At 70.8% G+C, this 20,003-nt stretch carries 17 protein-coding genes and 1 pseudogene; 11 read left to right on the top strand and 7 right to left on the bottom strand.

Features of this window, described 5'->3' with window-relative positions:
* Together H5J26_RS31025 and H5J26_RS31020 are read left to right on the top strand one after the other, a co-directional pair.
* Positions 1–927: pseudogene (locus H5J26_RS31025) on the top strand (hypothetical protein); the annotation flags it as partial.
* 5 nt (positions 928–932) lie between these two features.
* Positions 933–1,691: a hypothetical protein gene (locus H5J26_RS31020; protein ID WP_210771372.1), complete on the top strand. Its 759-nt coding sequence runs from the start codon at positions 933–935 to the stop codon at positions 1,689–1,691.
* A gap of 63 nt (positions 1,692–1,754) precedes the next feature.
* Here H5J26_RS31020 and H5J26_RS15435 read toward each other — a convergent pair whose 3' ends face one another.
* The 5 genes from H5J26_RS15435 to H5J26_RS15415 form a co-directional block, all read right to left on the bottom strand.
* Entirely contained in the window at positions 1,755–3,572 is a 1,818-nt protein-coding gene (locus H5J26_RS15435; RefSeq protein WP_181766428.1) for an IucA/IucC family protein, read from the bottom strand.
* Positions 3,569–4,183 carry a GNAT family N-acetyltransferase gene (locus H5J26_RS15430; RefSeq protein WP_181766427.1) on the bottom strand — a complete coding sequence of 205 codons (615 nt, stop codon included), beginning with the start codon at positions 4,181–4,183 and terminating at the stop codon, positions 3,569–3,571. Before H5J26_RS15430 ends, H5J26_RS15435 begins: the two co-directional genes overlap by 4 nt.
* Entirely contained in the window at positions 4,180–5,517 is a 1,338-nt protein-coding gene (locus H5J26_RS15425) for a lysine N(6)-hydroxylase/L-ornithine N(5)-oxygenase family protein (RefSeq protein ID WP_181766426.1), read from the bottom strand. The genes H5J26_RS15430 and H5J26_RS15425 overlap by 4 nt, the downstream gene beginning before the upstream one ends.
* A gap of 39 nt (positions 5,518–5,556) precedes the next feature.
* Positions 5,557–7,110: a pyridoxal phosphate-dependent decarboxylase family protein gene (locus H5J26_RS15420; protein WP_181766425.1), complete on the bottom strand. Its 1,554-nt coding sequence runs from the start codon at positions 7,108–7,110 to the stop codon at positions 5,557–5,559.
* A gap of 157 nt (positions 7,111–7,267) precedes the next feature.
* Positions 7,268–8,572, bottom strand: coding sequence for a DUF1015 family protein (locus H5J26_RS15415; RefSeq protein WP_181766424.1), 1,305 nt, complete (start codon positions 8,570–8,572; stop codon positions 7,268–7,270).
* Positions 8,573–8,675: 103 nt separating this feature from the next.
* Between H5J26_RS15415 and H5J26_RS15410 the strand changes: the two genes are divergently transcribed.
* Positions 8,676–9,722, top strand: a complete 1,047-nt coding sequence (locus H5J26_RS15410; protein ID WP_181766423.1) for an HAD hydrolase-like protein — start codon at positions 8,676–8,678, stop codon at positions 9,720–9,722.
* Positions 9,723–9,804: 82 nt separating this feature from the next.
* On the opposite strand, the gene H5J26_RS15405 is transcribed toward H5J26_RS15410, so the two are convergent.
* Together H5J26_RS15405 and H5J26_RS15400 are read right to left on the bottom strand one after the other, a co-directional pair.
* Positions 9,805–10,725, bottom strand: coding sequence for a siderophore-interacting protein (locus H5J26_RS15405; RefSeq protein WP_181766422.1), 921 nt, complete (start codon positions 10,723–10,725; stop codon positions 9,805–9,807).
* A 161-nt stretch (positions 10,726–10,886) separates the two neighbouring features.
* Positions 10,887–11,915, bottom strand: coding sequence for an ABC transporter substrate-binding protein (locus H5J26_RS15400; RefSeq protein ID WP_181766421.1), 1,029 nt, complete (start codon positions 11,913–11,915; stop codon positions 10,887–10,889).
* 254 nt (positions 11,916–12,169) lie between these two features.
* Between H5J26_RS15400 and H5J26_RS15395 the strand changes: the two genes are divergently transcribed.
* The 8 genes from H5J26_RS15395 to H5J26_RS31515 all read left to right on the top strand — a co-directional run.
* Entirely contained in the window at positions 12,170–13,180 is a 1,011-nt protein-coding gene (locus tag H5J26_RS15395; RefSeq protein WP_419183804.1) for a FecCD family ABC transporter permease, read from the top strand.
* The gene (locus tag H5J26_RS15390; protein WP_181766419.1) at positions 13,177–14,208 is read left to right on the top strand and encodes a FecCD family ABC transporter permease; all 1,032 of its coding nucleotides are present in this window, start codon (positions 13,177–13,179) and stop codon (positions 14,206–14,208) included. The genes H5J26_RS15395 and H5J26_RS15390 overlap by 4 nt, the downstream gene beginning before the upstream one ends.
* 86 nt (positions 14,209–14,294) lie before the next feature.
* Positions 14,295–15,197 (top strand): ABC transporter ATP-binding protein, encoded by a 903-nt coding sequence (locus tag H5J26_RS15385; RefSeq protein WP_419183803.1) that lies wholly within the window; start codon positions 14,295–14,297, stop codon positions 15,195–15,197.
* 198 nt (positions 15,198–15,395) lie between these two features.
* Positions 15,396–15,788, top strand: a complete 393-nt coding sequence (locus H5J26_RS15380; RefSeq protein WP_181766430.1) for a hypothetical protein — start codon at positions 15,396–15,398, stop codon at positions 15,786–15,788.
* 3 nt (positions 15,789–15,791) lie between these two features.
* A complete protein-coding gene (locus H5J26_RS15375; protein WP_181766418.1) occupies positions 15,792–16,598 on the top strand; it encodes a TlyA family RNA methyltransferase in 807 nt (268 codons plus the stop codon).
* Positions 16,595–17,500, top strand: coding sequence for an NAD kinase (locus H5J26_RS15370; RefSeq protein ID WP_181766417.1), 906 nt, complete (start codon positions 16,595–16,597; stop codon positions 17,498–17,500). The genes H5J26_RS15375 and H5J26_RS15370 overlap by 4 nt, the downstream gene beginning before the upstream one ends.
* Before the next feature lie 118 nt (positions 17,501–17,618).
* Positions 17,619–19,370: a DNA repair protein RecN gene (gene recN / locus H5J26_RS15365; protein WP_181766416.1), complete on the top strand. Its 1,752-nt coding sequence runs from the start codon at positions 17,619–17,621 to the stop codon at positions 19,368–19,370.
* 216 nt (positions 19,371–19,586) lie between these two features.
* On the top strand, positions 19,587–20,003 hold a 417-nt coding region (locus H5J26_RS31515), incomplete at its 3' end, for a glycosyltransferase (protein WP_309237926.1).

Here is a 20,003-nt window from a genome sequence, read left to right as displayed (position 1 = left end):
ACCGCCGAACTATTGTTAATGGGCCCGTGGCCCACAGCGTGCATACGCTGTGGGCCACGGGCTCTTTTTCGTATTGAGCGCCGTAAGTGCGGGCGCGGGAGAATTACATGCCGCATTCGCAGACAGGAGTTACAGCCATGTCCACTGATTCGCCGGACGATCGACCTGAGCGTCGTCCTCGTCAGTCAGCCCCGCGTCAGGGAGACGACCGGCCTCGGGGTGAGGGACGCGATGCGCGCGGCGGAGCCGGCGCAGGGCGTGGACGTGACGGTAATCGGCGCGATGATGACCGCAGGGACGGCCGTCGGGACGAGCGGAATGACCGGGGCCGGAGCGGAGGCGCTCCTGACAGGGGTCGTTCTCCGCACGGTGGTGACCGGGACCGCGACCGTCCGCGTGCTGGCAGCGGTCCCCGGCGGAGCGATGACCGGGGGGGTCGAGGAACCGACGACCGGCGCACTGACGACCGGCGCACTGACGACCGGCGCAGTGATGGCCGACGGTCTGACGACCGGCGCTCCGAGGGGCGTTGGGAGGGTCGGCGGGACGACCGTCCGCGCGGGCCTCGTGGGGACGATCGCGCTCGTGCTCCCCGTCGGGATGACGAGCGCGGGGGCAGCCAGAGGGGCGGTCGGGATGAGCGGCCTCGTGGTCCTCGTCGCGACGATGAGCGTGGTGGCGGTCGGGATGAGCGGCCCCGTGGGCCCCGTGGGGACGACCGCGATCGCGGTGGCTTTCGTGGCTCCCGGGACGACGATCGAGGCGGTGCCGGCGGTAGGCGTCCGTACGGGCAGAGTGGCGGTCGGGGCCGGGACGACCGGGATCGCGGTGGCTACCGCGGACGGCGGGACGACGACCGGAGCGGGCCGAGGCGTCCGGGACGTGATGACCGTCGCGACGACCGCAGGCAGGACCGGGAGCCGCTGAAGCGACTGCCGATCGACGAGGAGGTCACCGGCGCCGAGCTGGACAAGGACGTCCGGCAGGAGCTGATGAGCCTCCCGAAGACTCTCGCCGAGGATGTGGCGAAGAACCTGGTCATGGTGGCCCGTTCGTTGGACGAGGACCCCGAGGCTGCCTACGCCTACGCCAAGGTGGCGTTGAGGCTGGCGTCCCGTGTGCCGTCGGTGCGTGAGGCCGCCGGGTTCGCGGCGTACGCGGTGGAGAAGTACGCGGAGGCCCTGGCGGAGTTCCGCGCGGCCCGCCGGATGACCGGGTTGCAGCACCTGTGGCCGGTCATGGCCGACTGCGAGCGCGGGATGGGGCGGCCGGAGAAGGCGCTGGCGATGGCCGGAGAACCCGAGGTGCAGAAGCTGGACAAGGCGGGGCAGGTCGAGATGAGGCTTGTCGCGGCCGGCGCGAGGCGCGACATGGGGCAGGCAGAGGCCGCGGTGGTGACCTTGCAGAGCCCCGAGTTGGCTTCCAACTCCCAGCAGCCGTGGACCGCTCGTCTCCGCTATGCCTACGCCGATGCGCTGCTGGAGGTCGGCGGGCGTGAGGAAGAGGCGCGCGAGTGGTTCGCGAAGGCGCTGGAGGCCGACGCGAGCGGAGCCACGGACGCCTCCGACAGGCTGGCCGAGCTGGACGGAGTCGAGTTCGTCGACGCCCTGGACCCGGATGCGGAGGACGACGAGGCGGAAGGCCACGAGGAGGCAGCCGACCGGGAGACCGGTGTCGAGGGCTCCCCGTGAGCAGTTGAGCTGAATGAAGGGGGGCGGGCACCCGGCCGGGTGCCCGCCCCCCTTCGTCGTTTTCTACGGGGTGAAGCGCGCGAGCGGATTGTCGAGCTCGCCGATCAACTGGAGTGCCCCCGCCGGGTCCTGGAGATCCACCATCTGCTGGTTGTTGCGCAGCTGGAGGCGGTTGAGGCACGAGAGCGGGAAGGAGTCCGCGAAGAGGTCGTACCGCTTGAAGCGGTCGGCCAGGTGGGGCGCGGACTTCTGGTAGTCGCGGACGCAGTCGGCGACCGTGGACCAGAAGGTGTCCTCGTCCAGCGTTCCGCGGTCGGCGAGAGTGCCGTTGAGGAAGCGCAGGAAGCAGTCGAAGACGTCGGTGAAGAGGGAGAGGATCTTCATCTCCTCCGGCACCTCCGCCCGGATGCGTTCGACCTCTGCCGGGAGAGGCGTGTCCGGGTTCATGACGGCGATCTCTTCGGCGATGTCCTTGAAGATCGACCGCTTGGGCACGCCGTCCTCGTCCAGTACGAGGATGACGTTCTCACCGTGCGGCATGAAGACGAGCTCGTACTCGTAGAAGCAGTGCAGCAGCGGCGTGAGATACGTGTCCAGGTAGCGGCGCAGCCAGGTCGCCGCGTCGAGGCCCGAACGTTCGATCAGTGAGGTCGCGAAGGAGCCTCCCTCGCGGTCGACGTGCAGGAGCGAGGCCATGGTGGCGAGCCGCTCCCCGGGTGCGAGCCGCGGGACGGGGCTCTCGCGCCACAGGGCGGCGAGCATCTTCAGGTACGGGGAGCCCTTGGGGGCGGCGGCCTCGTACGGGGCCGCGTGGTAGCCGACGGCCGCGCACTCGCGCAGTATCGAGAGCCCCGAGTCGCGAAGCACCTCGTCCTCGGCGATCAGTCCGGCGAGCCAGTCGTTGATGGCGGGCGTCGCCTTCATGTACTCGGCCGAAAGACCGCGCAGGAAGCCCATGTTGAGGACGGACAGGGCCGTCTTCACGTAGTGCTTGCCCGGGTGCGAGGCGTTGAAGAAGGTGCGGATCGACTGCTGGGCGAGGTGCTCGTCGTCGCCGTGGCCGAGACAGACGAGGTTGCGCTGGGCGACTTCGGCGGCGAAGGTCACCGACAGCTTGTTCCACCACTGCCACGGGTGCACGGGGATGAGGAAGTACTCGTCCATGTCGAGGTCCTGCTCCGACATGACGGACGAGAAGCGCCTCAGGGTCGGTGCCGACAGCTCGGAGAGCAGCAGCTTGTCGTAGCTGAGGTCCGCGGAGGTGGTGAAGGTGGCGCAGCCGCGGTGGGCAGCGAGCCAGATCAGCCGTACGGGTGCGCCGGCTTCGGGGGCGTACGCACGGTACTCGGCGATGTCGAAGCCGAGCCGGCCGTTGTTCGCCACGAAGCAGGGGTGGCCCTCGGTCATTCCCGCTTCGATCTCCTGGAAGTCGGAGCGGGCGAGGCGGTCGGCGCTGATGGACGGACCGGACAGCTTGAACGCCGTGCTGGCGAGAGTGGAGCTGATCTCCTCCAGGTAGACGGGAAGGATCTGCTCCCCGATGCCGAGGGAGCCGCGGAACTCGGTGATGAACGCGAGCGCGTCGAGGGGGAGTCGGCCGCCGTCCCGGTGGCGGGTGATGCTCTCGGCGTCGACCTGCCAGTGGTCGAGGGACAACTTCCTTGCTGCGAAGCGGTATTCGGTCCCCCCGTCGTCGCTGGTCACCGCGAAGCGTCCGGCGGGTTCACCGTCGCCTCCCGGCAACGGGGCGGGTACGAAGAGGCGTTCGTGGGTGAACTCGGCCAGCGCCTTGCGTATCAGCAGCCGGTTGGCTTGCTCCCACAGCTCGGGGGTGAGGTGGGCTACGGCGTCGCGGGGTGTGGGAGCGGCGGGGGCGGTCATCGGCTCGTCGACCCTTCTCGAGCGTCGCGGACGGCGGGGCTTGCGAGGAACTGGTCCCGGGTGCACATGCTCAGGAAGGCGTCCTTCTCCGGTTTCGCGATGGTGCGTTCGATGCGGAAGCCGACGGCTTCGTTGAGTGCGTGCACGGCCGTGTTGCGCACGTCGGGTTCGACCACGACCCGGCGCGTGTGCGGGTCGGCGAAGAGCATGTCCATCACCGTGGTGATGACGGCGAGGGTGAAGCCGTGCACCGGGGTGTCGGTGGGGGAGCAGAGGAAGTGCATGCCGACGTCGCCGGGTTCGGCGTCGTGGATGCCCTTCAGCTCGACGTGGGCGGGGTCGTAACGCTCCATGAGGAAGCGCGGCTCGCCCTTGTGGAGTCCGATGAAGGCGTCGTGGTGCTCGGATGCGGCGATGCTCATGAACTCCCGTTCCACGTCGGGGAGTTCGGCTTCCTGCAGCAGATAGAACGCCGACTTCGGGTGGGTGACCCAGCCGTGCAGCAGCTCGATGTCGCCCACCGGGTCGACCGGACGCAGAGCGAACTCGCCCAGTTGCGCGTCGGTGCGGGTGTGCACGATGTCCTGGTGATCCGTACGGGAGTTGCTCATGCGGTCGATGCCTCCGTCCCCGTGGTGGGCGCTGCGAAGTTCTGGAATGCGATGGAGCGTTCGACCGGGTAGTACTCGCGGCCCAGCAGCTCGCGGATGATGCACGAGTTGCGGTAGGCCGCCATCCCGAGGTCGGGCGTGACGAAGCCGTGGGTGTGCAACTCGGCGTTCTGGACGTAGATCTCCTCGCCGGCAGTGGACGCGTTGTCGACGCGGTAGTTGCGCCGGACGGCGAAGCGGCCCTGCTCGTCCCACTCGATGCGGTCCGTGACGGGGGCGAGGAAGGCGGGCGTGCTGTAGCGGTAGCCCGTGGCGAGGATGAGGCCTTCGGTGGTGAGGGAGAAGTCCTGCTTCTGCTCCTCCTGCCGCAGGTCGAGGGTGTACGCGCCGGAGCCGGCGTCGTAAGAGGCGCCTGTGAGCGCGGTGTTGGTCATCAGCCGCGTGGGGCAGGGGCCGAGGCGGCTCTTCTGGTAGAGCAGGTCGAAGATGCCGTCGATGAGCTCGGTGTTGATGCCCTTGTAGAGGTTCTTCTGCGAGGCGTTGAGCCGGTCGCGGGTCTCGGCCGGCAGGTCGTAGAAGTAGTCCACGTACTCCGGAGAGGTCATCTCCAGGGTCAGCTTGGTGTATTCGAGCGGGAAGAAGCGCGGGGAGCGCGTGACCCACGTCAGCTCGTAGTCGTGGCTGTCGATGTCCTGCAGCAGGTCGTAGTAGATCTCCGCCGCGCTCTGGCCGCTGCCGACGACGGCGACGGACTTCTTCTTCTGGAGCTCCGGCTTGCTGTCCAGGTAGCGCGAGTTGTGGATCAGGTCGCCGCCGAGGTCGCGGCACGGCTCCGGGATGTGAGGCGGGGTGCCCGTGCCGAGGACGAGCTTCCGCCCGCGGTACGTGCGCTGCGTGCCGCCGGCACGGTCGTCGGCGTGTACGCGGTAGACCTGCTCGCTCTCGTCGAACTCGACGCGCGTGACCCGGTGGCTGAAGCGCACCGACTGCAGTTTCGCGGCAGCCCAGCGGCAGTAGTCGTTGTACTCGGCGCGCAGCGGATAGAAGCTCTCGCGAATGTAGAACGAGTACAGACGGCCTATCTCCTTCAGGTAGTTGAGGAAGGAGAAGGGGGACGTGGGGTCGGCCAGCGTCACCAGGTCGGACATGAACGGGGTCTGGAGGGTGCTGTCCTCGAGCAGCATTCCCGAGTGCCAGTCGAACTCCGGCTTGTCGTCCAGGAACAGGCCGTCGAGTTCGTCGATCGGCTCGGTCAGGCAGGCGAGGCCCAGGTTGAAGGGGCCCAGCCCGATGGCTATGAAGTCGTGGACGGTGGTGGTGTCTTGTGTGGACACGTCAGTGAGTCTCCGGGGTTCCGGGGGCGTGGCGGGCGGTCAGCTGGCGCGGGAGCGGAGCGGTTCGTGGCCGTCCAGTCCCGCGGACGCCGCAGCCGAGGAGTTCGCCCTCCCCGGCATCCCGTGGCGCTCGGACAGAAAACGCCCCGAGTGCTCGGCGATGAGGTCGAGGACGGTGGCGATGTCGCTGAGCGAGGTCTCCGGGTTGAGCAGGGTGAACTTGAGGTAGTGCCGGCCGTCGACCACCGTGGAGGCCACGACGGCCTCGCCGGAGGCGAACAGGGCTTCCCGCGCATGCAGGTTGACCTCGTCGGTCAGGGACTGCCCGGCGGGGGAGGGCGGCAGGTAGCGGAAGACGAGAGTGCTCAGCTGCGGCTTCGTGACGACCTCGAAGCGGGGGTCGTCACTGAGCAGGCGCCACGCGTCGGCCGCGCGGTCCACCACCTCGTCGAAGAGTTCACCGACGCCGTCGGCACCCATGATGCGCAGCGTCATCCACAGCTTGAGCGCGTCGAAGCGCCGCGTGGTCTGGATGGACTTGTCGACCTGGTTGGGGATGCGCTTCTCGGCCATCCGCGCCGGGTTGAGGTAGTCGGCGTGGTAGGTGACGTGGCGCAGGGCCGCCTCGTCCCGTACCAGGAGGGCGCTCGAACTGACGGGCTGGAAGAAGGACTTGTGGTAGTCCACGGTCACCGAGTCGGCACGTTCGATGCCTGTCAGCAGATGGCGGCGCCGGGAGACCAGAAGGCCGCAGCCGTACGCGGCGTCCACGTGCATCCACGTCCCCGCCTGCTCGCACAGGTCGGCGATCTCGGGCAGCGGATCGATGCTGCCGAAGTCCGTCGTGCCGGCGGTGGCCACGACGGCCATGACGACCAGGTCCTCACGCTCGCACCGCTCGAGCTCGGCGGTGAGGGCGGAGGTGCGCATCTTCCGGTCCTGGTCGCAGGGCACGGAGATGACGGCCTCGGAGCCGAGGCCGAGCAGGGTGGCCGCCTTCTCGACACTGAAGTGGCTGCACTCGGAGGTGAGGATGCGCAGCCGCGGCAGGATCTCCGGCTTGCGCAGCGGGGTGGCGGAGTTCTTCTCCACCAGCCGGCACGCCTCGTCGCGGGCGAGGAGGAGCGCCTGCAGGTTGGACTGCGTACCGCCGCTGGTGAAGATGCCGTCCGAGGCGCGGCCGAGGCCGATGCGGTCGGCGGTCCACTTGATGAGGCGGCGCTCGATGAGCGTGCCGCCGGCGCTCTGGTCCCAGGTGTCCAGCGAGGAGTTGACGGCGGAGATCACGGCTTCGCCGAGGACCGCCGGGATGACGACCGGGCAGTTGAGGTGCGCGAGGTAACGCGGGTGGTGGAAGTACACCGCGTCACGGAGATAGACCTTCTCCAACTCGTCGAGGGCGGCGGCCGGGTCGCTCAGCGGCTCCTCCAGGTCGACGTCGGAGACAGCGGGGGCGAGTTGGGACGGGGTGACTCCGGTGAACGGCCGGTCGGCTTGGGCGATCTTCTTCGCCACTCGCTCGACTCCGGCAGTGAGGGAGCGCCGGTAGTGCTCCGCCGTCCTGTCGTTGAGCAGGTGTGACCTGCTGCTCATGAACTGTCCTCCCTGGCACGGACATCCTCTGCACGCACGGGCAGTGCGGTGAGGTAAGGCTACCCTAACTATGCGGCCCTGATGTGAGGGTGGGGTGGGTGGTGGACGTGAAGGTTCCAGGTGAGGCCCGTCAGTGCAGGTCCGAAGGCCTTGTGAATCAGCGCACTTCGTCGTCGAGGACGCGCAGCACCAGCCCGGTCGCGGGCTTCGGGCCGAAGGACGTGGACTTGCGGGGCATCATCACGCCCTGCTCCGCCAGTTCGCGTACGGACTCCTCCCGCAGCGGACGCATCAGCACGGCGGTGCCTCCGAGTTGGGCCGCCTTGCCCGCCGCGGCCGAGGCGTCGTGGATGTAGTTGATCTCATCCGGACGGTCGGGGATGCGCCATACCTCGTCCAGCAGCACGGAGTGCAGCACGCTGGCGTCCAGCCGCCGCCAGGATTCGGGACGGCTCGCGTCGAGGGCCCGCTCCAGCAGGCGCGGGGACGGGCGGTCGAGCAGATGGGCCACGGGGCCGCCGTCGGTGAGCAGGAAGGCGTTGTCCGAGGCCGCGCCCAGCGCGTCGAGCGCTTTGGGGAGCGGGAGTTCGAGCGCGGTGACGCGGAAGGCGTCCTGAGCTTCCACGGCGTGCAGGGCGCGCTTGAGCGGGAGCCGGGGCAGCACGCGGTGGATGGCCTGCACGCGCAGCGGATAGCGGGCGGTGTCGACGAGCAGGACGAGACCGTGGTTCCAGGGCGAGTGCCCGGCAGGCGTGCCGTCGCCGGAGGATGCGGCCGCGAGGTGCTCGTCGCGCAGGCGCAGATACGTGGCCCAGCGGTGGTGCCCGTCCGCGATGAGAGCGTGCCGGTGGGACAAGTCCTCGTCGATCCGGGCGAGTTCGGCAGGATCGGTGATCGCCCACAGACGGTGCGAGAAGCCGTCCTCGGTGGTGGTGGACAGCAACGGCGCACGGTGCGTGGCCCCTTCGATGACGGCGGTGGCGCCGGTCACCGTCCCGTCACCGCGGTAGGAGAGCAGCAGCGGCTCCAAGTTGGCGCCCGTGCCGCGCATCAGGGCCGCCCGGTCCTCGACGACCTCGGCTATGACTCCCTCGTGCGGCAGCACCACGCCGTCCTCGGGCGGTGAGAGGCGCAGGGCGCCGATGAGCCCGCGTTGCAGGATCTCGCCGCGACGCTGCTCGTAGACGTAGAGAGACGGTTCCGGGTCGAGCGCCAGAACGCCGTCCTCGCGCCAGCGGTGCAGCGTCTCGGCGGCCTTGCCCTGCCGGGCTGCCTGGTCGTCGGCCTGCGGCAGGATCAGCCGGACGATGTTGTACGGGTCGGCGGTCTCCAAGTGGTGCAGCTCGTCGGGCCGTACGACGACGTCGTACGGCGGCGAGGTCACCGCGGCGAGGCTGCTGACCTTCCCGGGCGCGTATCGCAGCCCGTGGAAGGGGGAGAGTCGGAGGCCGTCATCGGTCATCCCTGCATGCTATGCCGGTGCGCGCGGGGGCCGGGACAGCCGTCGCTGCGTCGCGGGGGATGATCGGGTGAGCAGAGGGACGTCGCAAGGAGAGCGAGAGAGCATGCAGGGCACCACGCGTACGCGCCCGTCGGGCAGCCGGCGGCCGCTGCGGGAGGCGTACGACACGGCACTCCTGGACCTGGACGGCGTGGTGTACGTCGCAGGTGACGCCGTGCCCCACGCGGTCCGCTCACTCGAGGGCGCGCGTGAGGCGGGCATGCGGCCGGCGTATGTGACCAACAACGCCTCGCGTACCCCTGCCGCGGTGGCCGAGCACCTGTGCCGTCTCGGCGTTCCCGCCGAGGTGAGCGACGTCATCACCTCCGCGCAGGCAGTGGCACGGCTGATCGCCGAGCAGCACCCGGGGGGTGCGCGCGTGCTGGCGATCGGCGGCGACGGGCTCAGGGAGGCGCTGCGCGAGCAGGGGCTGACGGTCGTGGACTCGGCCGACGACGACCCGGCAGCCGTCGTGCAGGGCTACGGCGGCCCGGAGTTGACGTGGGGGCGCATCGGCGAGGCAGGGATCGCGGTGGGCCGCGGCGTGGCGTGGTACGCCTCGAACGCGGACCTGACCGTTCCCGGCGACCGGGGCATCATGCCCGGCAACGGAGCGGCCGTGGAGGTCGTACGGGCGGCGACACGGTGGATGCGCGAGCCTCCGGAGCCGCAGGTCGCCGGGAAGCCGCAGCCGCCCATGCACCGGGAGTCGATCCTGCGTACGGGCGCGCAGCGGCCGTTGGTCATCGGCGACCGCCTGGACACCGACATCGAGGGTGCGCACGCGGGCGGGGTCGACTCGCTGCTCGTGCTCACCGGGGTGACGGACGGCGCGCAGTTGCTGGCGGCGCCGCCCGAGCACCGGCCGACCTACGTGGCGCGGGACCTGCGCGGACTGGCGCAGCAGCAGCCGGAGTTGACCGTGACCTCCGACTCGGGCTTCGGCTGCGGCGGCTGGAGCGCCCGGGCGGGCACCTCCGAAGTCGTGCTGGAGGGGGAGAGCGAAGCCGTCGACGGGCTGCGGGCGTTGTGCGGGGCCGCATGGACGGCGGCAGGGAACGGCAGGTGCACGCTGGCCTCGGAGAAGGCGCTGGCGCAGCTGGGGCTCTGACTCCGCGGGGAGTTCGAGGGGCCCGTACGGCGGTTCCGCAGGTTCTTCCAGCGCCCCGCGGAACCGCTGCCGTACGTACGGCTCAGTCGCTCTCGGCCTGCGCGGCGCCGGAGACAGCCTCCTCCACGAGCTGCTCCTCGGTCGCATCCAGCCGCCAGTAACCGGTGAACTTCACGGCCTTGCGGTCGAATCCGCGTTCACGGACCAGATGCCGCCGCAGCGCCTTGACCGTCCCGGCCTCGCCCGCGATCCAGGCGTAAGGGGTGCCTTCCGGGAACGTCGCGGAGCTGAGCGAGCCGAGGACGAAGTCGGTGCGCGGCTGCGAGGTGTTGTCCCTGACGAGCCAGGTGATGTCGGCGTCGGCGACGGTCGGCAGGTCCTGGATGTCGTCGGCGTGCGGCACCTCGATCCAGACCTTGGCGGGAGTGCCCGGCGGCAGCCACTCGAGGATGCCGGCGATGGCGGGAAGGGCGGTCTCGTCACCGCTGATCAGCGTCCAGTCGGTGCCGGCCGGCGGCCTGAAGTCGACACCGCCGTTGTCGTCGACGACGGGGCCCAGGATGGTGACGCGGTCGCCGGGCTTCGCGGTCGCGGCCCAGCGGGACGCAGGACCGGCCGCCACGAAGCCCGCTGTCGCGGCTTCGGCCGGGTCGCCGACGCCGTGCAGGGCGAAGTCGATGTCCAGCTCCTCGCGCGGGTGACGGCGCTGCTCCCGCACCGTGTAGGAGCGCATGATGCCGCGAACGTCCGGGTCCATGGCCCGCCACATGGTGAACCAGGCGTCGCCTGCGTCGACCGGAACGAGGGGTGCGTCCTGGCCGGGGTGCGGAAGGAAGAGTTTGAAGCGCTGATCACGTCCGCCCGAGGCGAATCCCCTCAACGCGTCGCCGCCGAAGGTGATGCGGAGCATCGTCGGGCCCAGGCGCCGCGTCCGTACGACGTGGACGTCGAAGAACTCGAACGGGGCTGTCAGGGCGGGGGCTTCGGGGGCTGCGGTGCTCATGGCGGGCTCTCCTCCCGGGTCGGCCGTGCCGGCAGGCGGTACGGCCTGGATGCTGCGGCAGGTGGTGCGTTCAGTGGTGTGGCGCCGGCGAGGTGCCGGTGCCCGGCTGACGCGGGCGGCGTGACGGTCCGCCCGCGTCAGGTCTTGCCGGGTGGTGCGGCTCAGGCGACCTTCTTGCCGTCCTCGAGGGCCTTGGCGAGCTGCTCCAGGAGCGGGGCCGCGCCGGCGTAGGAGAAGCGCGGCTCGGCGTCCCAGGTGGTGACCTGGTCCTTCTTGACCGCGGGCAGGTCCGACCAGGTCGGCTTGGACTTCAGGGCGCTCGGCTGGAGCGCCTGCGTACGGTTGTCGAGCATGATCACGTCGGCCTTGTACTTGTCGGCGTTCTCCCAGCTCAGCTCCTCGAAGAAGCCCTGCTTGCTGATCTTCTTCGGTACGACGATGTCGACGCCGAGCTCCTTGAAGTAGCGCAGGTCGGCGTTGGCGGAGGGGTCGGAGACGTAGAGGAGGTCCGGCGAGCCCGAGGCCGCCATCACCTTCAGGCCGCCGCCCGACTTGGCTGCCTTGCGAAGCCTCTCGGCCGCCTTCTCGAACCGGGCCTTGGCGTCGGTGACCGGCTTCGCCTTCAGGTCCGCACCGAGGGACTCGGCGAGCTTCGCGAAGCGCTGGATGCTGTCCAGCATGGAGGTCTCGGCGGTCTTGAGGGCCAGGGACGGCGCCAGCTTGAGGATCTTCGCCTTGCTCTCGTCCGGCACGTACCAAAGAGCATCCTGGACGTACATGTTGGTGACCAGCAGCTCGGGACGGACCTTGGCGTACTTCTCGATGTCGAACTCGCCGTAGGCGTTGCCGATGATCTCGAGCTTCTTCACGTTCAGGTCGCCGGCCAGCACGTCCGGTTCGCCGTTCTTCTTCTTCGTCGGACCGAAGACGCCGACGATCCGGTCACCGGCACCGAAGTCGTGCAGCGCCGCGGCGGTGCCGACGTAGGCGACGATGCGCTCCGGTGACGCGTCGAGCTTGATCTTCTTCTTCCGGTCGTCGGTGAAGGACCAGGCGCCGCCCTTGCCCGAACCGGAGCCCGAGCCGCCTTCGCTCCCGCAGGCGGCGAGCAGCGTGCCGAGGCCGGCGGCGCCGCCGGCGGCCAGCAGGCCTCGGCGGGAGAGACTGGGGTGCGCGGACAAGTTGGGCATCACAGAGCCTTCTCTTCTCAATGTCGTACGGGTCGGCTGTGGGCCGGCATGTCGAGTTAGGTTAACCTAACCAAAGTCGTTGTTGTCCAGTGGTCCGGGGGCGTTCACCCCGGGCCTCCGACCGGAGCCGGTACGTGACTCTCATCAAGTCCCGCCAGACACAAGGGGGTTCGGCCGCTCAGCGGCCCGCACCGCCGCAGCGCCCCCCGGAGACGGGGTGGACGGGGCCCTCCGGAGGGGCCGCTCCGGAGGCCGTGGGCGGAGGCGGGGGCCGAGGCCGTTTCGCGCTGCGCACCCTCGGACTGCTCGGTGCCGCAGGCCTGTTGCTCCTCGTCCTCGTCCTCAGCCTCGCCGTCGGGGCCAAGCAGCTCTCGACCGGCGAGGTCATGCGCGGGCTGACGGAGCCGGGCTCGCCCTCGTACACGGTGGTGCACGAGATGCGGCTGCCGCGCACCGTCCTGGGGCTCTTCGCCGGTGCCGCTCTCGGACTCGCGGGCGGCGTGATGCAGGCCCTGACCCGCAATCCGCTTGCGGATCCAGGCCTGTTGGGCATCAACGCGGGCGCCGCCGCAGCCGTCGTCTCCGCGATCTCCTTCTTCGGCGTGACCGGCTACACGGGCTACATCAGCTTCGCCTTCCTCGGCGCCGCCGCCGTCTCGGTGGCCGTCTACGCGGTGGGCGGCGGTCGCGGCGCGACCCCCGCCCGGCTCGCGCTCGCCGGTACGGCCCTGAACGCGGCGCTCATCTCGTACGTGAACGCGGTCCAGTTGATGGACACCGCGTCGCTGGACCGGATGCGCTTCTGGACGGTCGGGTCACTGGCGAGGGCGCAGGAGGACACCAACCTCAAGGCCCTGCCGTTCGTGATCGCCGGTGTCCTGATCGCCCTCGCCCTCGCGCGGCCGCTCAACGCGCTGGCGCTCGGCGACGACGCCGCCCGTGCGCTGGGCTCCCGTCCCGAAGTCACCCGTACCGCGGCCATCGTGGCCGTGACGCTCCTGTGCGGGGCGGCGACCGCCGCCTGCGGCCCCATCGTCTTCGTCGGACTGATGGTGCCGCACATGGTGCGTTCCCTGACGGGGCCCGACCTGCGCTGGATGCTCCCGTACTGCGCGCTGCTGGCGCCGGTGCCGATGCTGGGCGCGGACGTGCTGGGGAGGGTGCTCGGGCGTCCCGCGGAACTGCAGGTCGGCATCGTGACGGCCGTGCTGGGCGGGCCCTTCTTCCTCTACTTCGTGCGGCGTCGAAGGGTGGCGCAGGCATGAGCGTCATACGAACCGCGGGCGGCCGCTCCGTCGCGTTCCGGCCGCGCGCGCTGATCGCGGGCGCGGCTTGTGTACTGGTGGCTCTCGTCCTCGCCGTCCTCGCGATAGGAAGCGGCGAGTACCCGATGTCGCCCGCGGACGTGCTGCGTACGCTCGTCGGCCAGGGCGTCCCCGCCGACGCCTTCATCGTGGGTGAACTGCGGCTGCCCCGTGCCGTGACCGCCCTCGTCTCGGGCGCCGCGCTGGCGCTGGGCGGCGCGATCTTCCAGGCGGTGGTGCGCAATCCGCTCGGCAGCCCCGACGTCCTCGGCTTCACGCACGGCGCCGCGACCGGAGCGCTGACCGCCATCGTCATCGTCGGCGGCGGCAGCACCGCTCTCGCCGGCGGCGCCCTGCTCGGAGGGATCCTCACCGGCTTCCTGGTGTACGGGCTCGCCTGGCGCCGCGGCGTGCACGGCTACCGGCTGGTGCTGGTCGGCATCGGTGTCGCGGCGATCCTCACGGGAGTCAACGGCTACCTGCTCACACGGGCGCAGATCACGGAGGCCGGACGCGCCGTGCTGTGGCTGACCGGCAGCCTCAACGGCCGTGGCTGGGACGACGTGTTGCCACTGCTGGGCGCGATGGCGGTGCTCGTGCCCGTCGTGATGCTGGGGTGCGCGCGCGGGTTGCGCATGATGGAGATGGGTGACGACGCCGCTTACGCACTCGGAGTACGGGTGGAGCACGTGCGCCTCGTCCTCCTGGGGTCTGCCGTGCTGCTGGTCTCCCTCGCCGCTGCGGCGGCGGGTCCGGTGGCCTTCGTGGCCCTGACGGCACCGCAGTTGGCGCGGCGGCTGACGAAATCGCCCGGCCCCAACCTGCTGCCCTCCCTGTGCATGGGAGCGGCACTCATGGTCGCCGCGGATCTGGCGGCCCAACGGGCCTTCGGCGGGCACGAGTTGCCGGTGGGAGTGGTCACGGGCGTCCTGGGAGGCGGCTACCTGGTGTGGCTCCTGGCGACAGAGCGCAGGGCGGGACGCATATGAGCGAGAGGACCCGCATGGGCGGGAGGACCGGTGCGAGGACGAGTGCTGACGCGAGCACGAGTGCGACGACGAGCGCGAGGACGACTGTGACGACGCAGCAGACCAAGGAGCAGACCACGCAGCCGGAGAGCACGGAGATCCCGCGGGCTCGGCCACCGGCCACGCACGGTGGTGCTCCCGGGGCCAACCGGCTCGCCGGGGAGAAGCTCACCCTCGCCTACGACCAGCGGACCATCACCGAGGGCCTGAGCATCGCCGTGCCGGACAACTCCTTCACGGTGGTCGTCGGCCCCAACGCCTGCGGCAAGTCGACGCTGCTGCGCGCGCTGTCGCGGATGCTCAAGCCGGCGGCGGGGTCGGTCATGCTGGACGGCGCGGACATCAGCGGCCTGCCGGCGAAGAAGCTGGCCCGGACGCTCGGGCTGCTGCCGCAGTCGTCGATCGCGCCGGACGGCATAACCGTCGCCGACCTGGTGGCCCGCGGCCGCTACCCGCACCAGGGACTGCTGAGGCAGTGGTCGAAGGAGGACGAGCAGGTCGTACAGGCGTCGATGGCCGCGACGGGCGTCGAAGACCTCGCGGACCGCTTCGTGGACGAACTCTCCGGTGGTCAGCGCCAGCGCGTGTGGATCGCGATGGCCCTCGCGCAGCAGACGCCGCTGCTGCTCCTGGACGAGCCGACGACGTACCTCGACATCGCCCACCAGATCGAGGTGCTGGACCTGTGCGCCTCGCTGCACGAGGAGCAGGGCCGCACTCTCGTCGCGGTGCTGCACGACCTCAACCACGCGGCGCGCTACGCCACACATCTGATCGCGATGCGCGAGGGAAGCGTGGTGGCGGAGGGCGCGCCGGGCGACATCGTGACCGCGCAGCTCGTGGAGGACGTCTTCGGCATGCCGTGCCGTGTGATCGAGGACCCGGAGTCGGGCACGCCCCTGGTGGTGCCGGCAGCGCGTGAGCGGACGCGAGCGGCCGGGAGGGAATGAGCCCCGCAGATACGGCCGGGGGCCGGGACGCAGGTCAAAAGCGGTAGCGTCGGGGGTATGAGCGAGCCGATGCCTGGCCGAGTGCCGGCACAGCAGTACGGGGAAGACGCAGCCCCCGCTGAATTCCCCGGATCCGCGGAGTTCCCCGCCCCCGACGCCCCGGATTCCTTCAGCCCTGAGGAGCCGGCACCTCCCGGTATGTCCCGCGAAACGGGCCCGTTGGGCGCTGCAGAACAGAGCGCGCCTGATGCCGACGCCGCCGGCGACCCGGCAGCGGAGGCGCCGAAGACGGGGGAGCCGGACGAGTACGACTCGGAGGAGTACGACTCGGAGGACGGCGACGGGCCGCGGCCGCTCGGTCTGCACGTGGAACCGACGGGACACGAGCCGGTCGACGCACAGTTGAGGCGGCTGGAGGACGCGGACCATCTCGCCGTCTCCGGCCATCTCGAGGTGTACGAGGACGTGCACCGTGGGCTGCGTGACACGCTGACCGCCCTCGACCGGAACGCCCCCGGTCCTGGCCCGGGCCACGCCCCCGGTCCGGTCCCCGGCCGTGGTGTGCCGGGACGTCCGTACCCCCGGAGCTGACCCGTGCCCCGACGCCGACTCGACGCGGAGCTGGTGCGCCGCAAGCTGGCCCGTTCGCGCGAGCACGCCAGTCAACTCATCGCCGCGGGACGGGTGACCGTCGGCGGGAACACCGCCGCGAAGTCCGCCACCCAGGTCGAGACGAGCGCTGCCGTCGTGGTCCGCCCGGACGACGCCGACCCGGAGTACGTCTCACGTGGCGGGCACAAACTCGCCGGTGCGCTCGCGGCGTTCGTGCCGCGCGGGCTGCGCATCGAGGGGCGCCGCGCCCTGGACGCGGGGGCGTCGACGGGCGGGTTCACCGATGTGCTGCTGCGCGCCGGGGCGGCGGAGGCCGTCGCCGTCGACGTCGGCTACGGCCAACTCGCGTGGTCGCTGCAAAGCGACGACCGCGTCACCGTCAAGGACCGTAAGAACGTACGTGAGTTGACGCTCGACGACCTCGACGGCAAGCCGGTCGACATCGTCGTCGGCGACCTGTCCTTCATCCCTCTCGGCCTCGTCCTCCCCGCCCTCGTGCGCTGCGCCGCCACCGACGCGGACCTCGTCCTCATGGTGAAGCCGCAGTTCGAGGTCGGCAGGGAACGGCTCGGCAGCGGCGGTGTCGTACGCAGTGCCGAACTGCGCGCCGGAGCAGTCCGTACGGTCGCCGGGCAGGCGGCCGCGCTCGGACTGGGCGCGCTCGGTGTGACGGCGAGTCCCCTGCCGGGCCCGTCCGGCAATGTCGAGTACTTTCTGTGGCTGCGCGCCGGTGCTCCCGAGATCGACCCGGCCGATGTCGAGCAAGCTGTGGCGGAAGGCCCGAAATGACGACACCCAGTGACGCCCGTACCGTCTTCCTGCTCGCCCACACAGGCCGCCCCGCCGCCGTACGAAGCGCCGAACTCGTCGTGCAGGGGCTGCTGCGCAAGGAGATCGGCGTGCGCGTCCTCGAGGAGGAGGCCACGGATCTGCCGCTGCCCGAGCAGGTGCACAAGGTGCCCTCCACCGCGGACGCGGTCGAGGGCTGCGAGCTGATCGTGGTGCTGGGCGGCGACGGAACGCTGCTGCGCGGAGCGGAGTTCGCGCGTGCCTCGGGTGTGCCGATGCTCGGCGTCAACCTCGGACGGGTCGGCTTTCTGGCCGAGGCCGAGCGCGACGACCTGGACAAGGTCGTCCACCGGGTGGTGACCCGGGGTTACGAGGTCGAGGAGCGCATGACGCTGGACGTGCTCGTACGCAACGACGGGCGCGTCGTGCACCGCGACTGGGCCATCAACGAGGCGTCGGTGGAGAAGGCGTCACGCGAGCGGATGCTGGAGGTCGTCACGGAGGTGGACAACCGGCCCGTCTCCCGATTCGGCGGCGACGGCGTCGTGTGCGCGACGCCCACCGGTTCGACGGCCTACGCGTTCTCGGCCGGCGGTCCCGTCGTGTGGCCCGAGGTGGAGGCGCTGTTGATGGTGCCGATCAGCGCGCACGCGCTCTTCGCGAAGCCGCTGGTGACCGCGCCCGACTCGGTGCTCGCGGTCGAGGTGCAGCCCCAGACGCCCCACGGCGTGATGTGGTGCGACGGCAGGCGCAGCGTGGAACTCCCCGCCGGTGCGCGTGTGGAGGTGCGCCGCGGCTCCGTGCCCGTACGTCTGGCCCGGCTGCACCACGCCTCGTTCACGGACAGACTCGTCGCCAAGTTCGCGCTGCCGGTGGCCGGTTGGCGTGGTGCGCCGCACTGAGCGGTGACCGGAAAAGCCGGCAGAACCGTCCCTCGGACACGCTTGCGAGTACGCCTGTGCGCTCCTGCGAAGCCGCGGCCACCCGGACCAGGGGTGGGGGTACCTCCGCGGACTGCGTATGGTCGTACCCGTGTTGGAGGAGATGCGGATCCGGTCCCTGGGCGTGATCGAAGACGCCGTCGTCGAGCTGTCCCCCGGCTTCACCGCGGTGACCGGTGAGACCGGAGCGGGCAAGACCATGGTCGTCACCAGCCTCGGGCTGCTGCTCGGCGGGCGCGCCGACGCCGCGCTGGTACGTGTGGGCGCCAAGTCCGCGGTGGTGGAGGGGCGGATAGTCGTGCCGCCGGACGCACCGGCGGCGATCCGTGCGGGCGAGGCGGGCGCCGAAATCGAGAACGGGGAGCTGCTCGTCAGCCGCACCGTCTCCGCCGAGGGCCGTTCCCGAGCCCATGTCGGCGGCCGGTCCGTGCCCGTGGGGCTGCTGGCGGAGCTCAGCGACGACCTCGTGGCCGTGCACGGACAGACCGACCAGCAGGGGCTGTTGAGACCCGCGAGGCAGCGGCAGGCACTCGACCGCTTCGCCGGCGAGGCCGTCTCCGCGCCGCTCGGCGCCTGGACCACGGCCTATCAGCGGCTGCGCGGCATCACCCGCGAGCTGGACGAGATCACCACCCTGGCACGTGAACGCGCGCAGGAAGCGGACATGCTGCGCTTCGGCCTGGAGGAGATCGCCGCAGCCGAGCCGCAGGCAGGAGAGGACACCGAACTCTCCGCCGAAGCCGAGCGGCTCGGCCATGCAGAAGCTCTCGCTTCGGCCGCCACCACCGCACACGGCGCGCTCGCAGGCGACCCCGCCGACCCGGAGGGCGTGGACGCCTCCGCGCTCGTCTCGGCCGCGCACCGGGCCCTGGAGGCCGTACGGGCGCACGACCCGGCGCTCGCCGCGCTCGCCGACCGGCTGGGCGAGGTGTCCATCCTGATGGGCGACGTGGCAGGGGAGTTGGCCGGTTACGCCGACAATCTCGACGCCGACCCGCTGCGGCTCGCCGCCGTCGAGGAGAGGCGGGCGGCACTGACCCAGCTGACGCGCAAGTACGGCGAGGACATCTCCGCCGTCCTCAGCTGGTCCGAGGAGAGCGCCGCCCGGCTCGCGGAACTCGAGGGCGACGACGAGCGGATCGGCGAACTGACGGCCGAGCGGGACACCCTGCTCTCCGAACTGACCGTGCTGGCACAGCAGTTGACGGACGCCCGCACGGATGCGGCCAAGCGCTTCGCGGACGCCGTCACCGAGGAGCTGTCCGAACTGGCCATGCCGCACGCCCGCGTCACCTTCGCCCTCAGGCGCACCGACGCGGCCGACGAGGCCTCGGGGCTCCAACTGGACGGGCACAGCGTCGCCTTCGGGCCGCACGGCACCGACGAGGTCGAGCTGCTGCTCGCACCGCACCCCGGCGCCCAGGCGCGGCCCATCGCCAAGGGCGCCTCCGGGGGTGAGCTCTCCCGGGTCATGCTCGCCGTCGAGGTCGTCTTCGCGGGCTCCGACCCCGTACCGACCTACCTCTTCGACGAGGTGGACGCGGGCGTCGGAGGCAAGGCGGCCGTCGAGGTCGGGCGCCGCCTGGCGCGGCTGGCCAAATCCGCACAGGTGGTCGTCGTCACCCACCTCCCGCAGGTCGCCGCGTTCGCCGACCGGCACCTCGTCGTGGAGAAGACCGATGACGGATCCGTCACACACAGCGGGGTCCAGGCGATGGAAGGCGAGGACAGGGTGCGGGAGTTGTCGCGGATGCTCGCAGGCCAGGAGGACTCGCAGCTGGCGCGTGCGCACGCGGAGGAACTGCTGGAGGCCGCTCGCACGGGTGCTTGAGCCCGGTCGGCCGTGACCGGCGAGTCATCCGAGTGAGTGATACCTGTACCGTACGGGCGCGATGTGCCGCACCGGTGACTCACGTGTGGTGCGCGGCCGCCGCCGTCGCCTGGCATGCTGGTCCCGGCCCCGCTGTACGGGCATGTGCGCCCGTGCCGTGGCGCGTTCCCGCAAGCCCGTACCGTCCGCCGCCGCTGTTTTGGAGTCCGACCCGTTGTGAGCCGTCCCCCCACTCCGCCCCCGCCGTCCGTCGGCCAGGCGCCGCCGCACGCCGTCCAGGTGGTGGACGGCGCGAGTGCGGGCACAGGAGCTCACGTGCGCTCGCTCGCGGAGGGGCTCGTGGCTCGCGGACTGAGGGTGACCGTGTGCGCGCCTCCCAGCGCGGAGGCCACCTATGGCTTCACGGGAGTCGGGGCGCACTTCGCGCCCGCGCCGGCAGGTGCCGAGCCGGAGGCCGTCGCAGCGCTCCGGCGCCTCTGTTCGGACGCCGACCTCGTACACGCCCACGGAGTACGCGCGGGGCTGCTCGCCCTCACCGCGCTCACCGTCTCGGGCCGGCGGCACCGGGTGCCGCTCGTCGTCACCTGGCACCACCGGGGTAACGCCGCGGGTATGCGGGCGCGTCTGCGACGG

Origin of the sequence: Streptomyces albidus (ex Kaewkla and Franco 2022) (assembly GCF_013870515.1) — a bacterium.
In the GTDB taxonomy this organism is placed as follows: domain Bacteria; phylum Actinomycetota; class Actinomycetes; order Streptomycetales; family Streptomycetaceae; genus Streptomyces; species Streptomyces albidus.
The sequence above is the reverse complement of the archived record's forward strand: the minus strand, read 5'-3'. Positions and strand labels throughout refer to the sequence as shown.

Coding starts and splice junctions, on each gene's coding strand:
- H5J26_RS15435 (WP_181766428.1), bottom strand. CDS start 3,572: ATGACCGCCCCCGCCGCTCCCACACCCCGCGACGCCGTAGCCCACCTC.
- H5J26_RS15430 (WP_181766427.1), bottom strand. CDS start 4,183: ATGAGCAACTCCCGTACGGATCACCAGGACATCGTGCACACCCGCACC.
- H5J26_RS15420 (WP_181766425.1), bottom strand. CDS start 7,110: ATGAGCAGCAGGTCACACCTGCTCAACGACAGGACGGCGGAGCACTAC.
- H5J26_RS15415 (WP_181766424.1), bottom strand. CDS start 8,572: ATGACCGATGACGGCCTCCGACTCTCCCCCTTCCACGGGCTGCGATAC.
- H5J26_RS15410 (WP_181766423.1), top strand. CDS start 8,676: ATGCAGGGCACCACGCGTACGCGCCCGTCGGGCAGCCGGCGGCCGCTG.
- H5J26_RS15405 (WP_181766422.1), bottom strand. CDS start 10,725: ATGAGCACCGCAGCCCCCGAAGCCCCCGCCCTGACAGCCCCGTTCGAG.
- H5J26_RS15400 (WP_181766421.1), bottom strand. CDS start 11,915: ATGCCCAACTTGTCCGCGCACCCCAGTCTCTCCCGCCGAGGCCTGCTG.
- H5J26_RS15390 (WP_181766419.1), top strand. CDS start 13,177: ATGAGCGTCATACGAACCGCGGGCGGCCGCTCCGTCGCGTTCCGGCCG.
- H5J26_RS15380 (WP_181766430.1), top strand. CDS start 15,396: ATGTCCCGCGAAACGGGCCCGTTGGGCGCTGCAGAACAGAGCGCGCCT.
- H5J26_RS15370 (WP_181766417.1), top strand. CDS start 16,595: ATGACGACACCCAGTGACGCCCGTACCGTCTTCCTGCTCGCCCACACA.
- recN (WP_181766416.1), top strand. CDS start 17,619: ATGGTCGTACCCGTGTTGGAGGAGATGCGGATCCGGTCCCTGGGCGTG.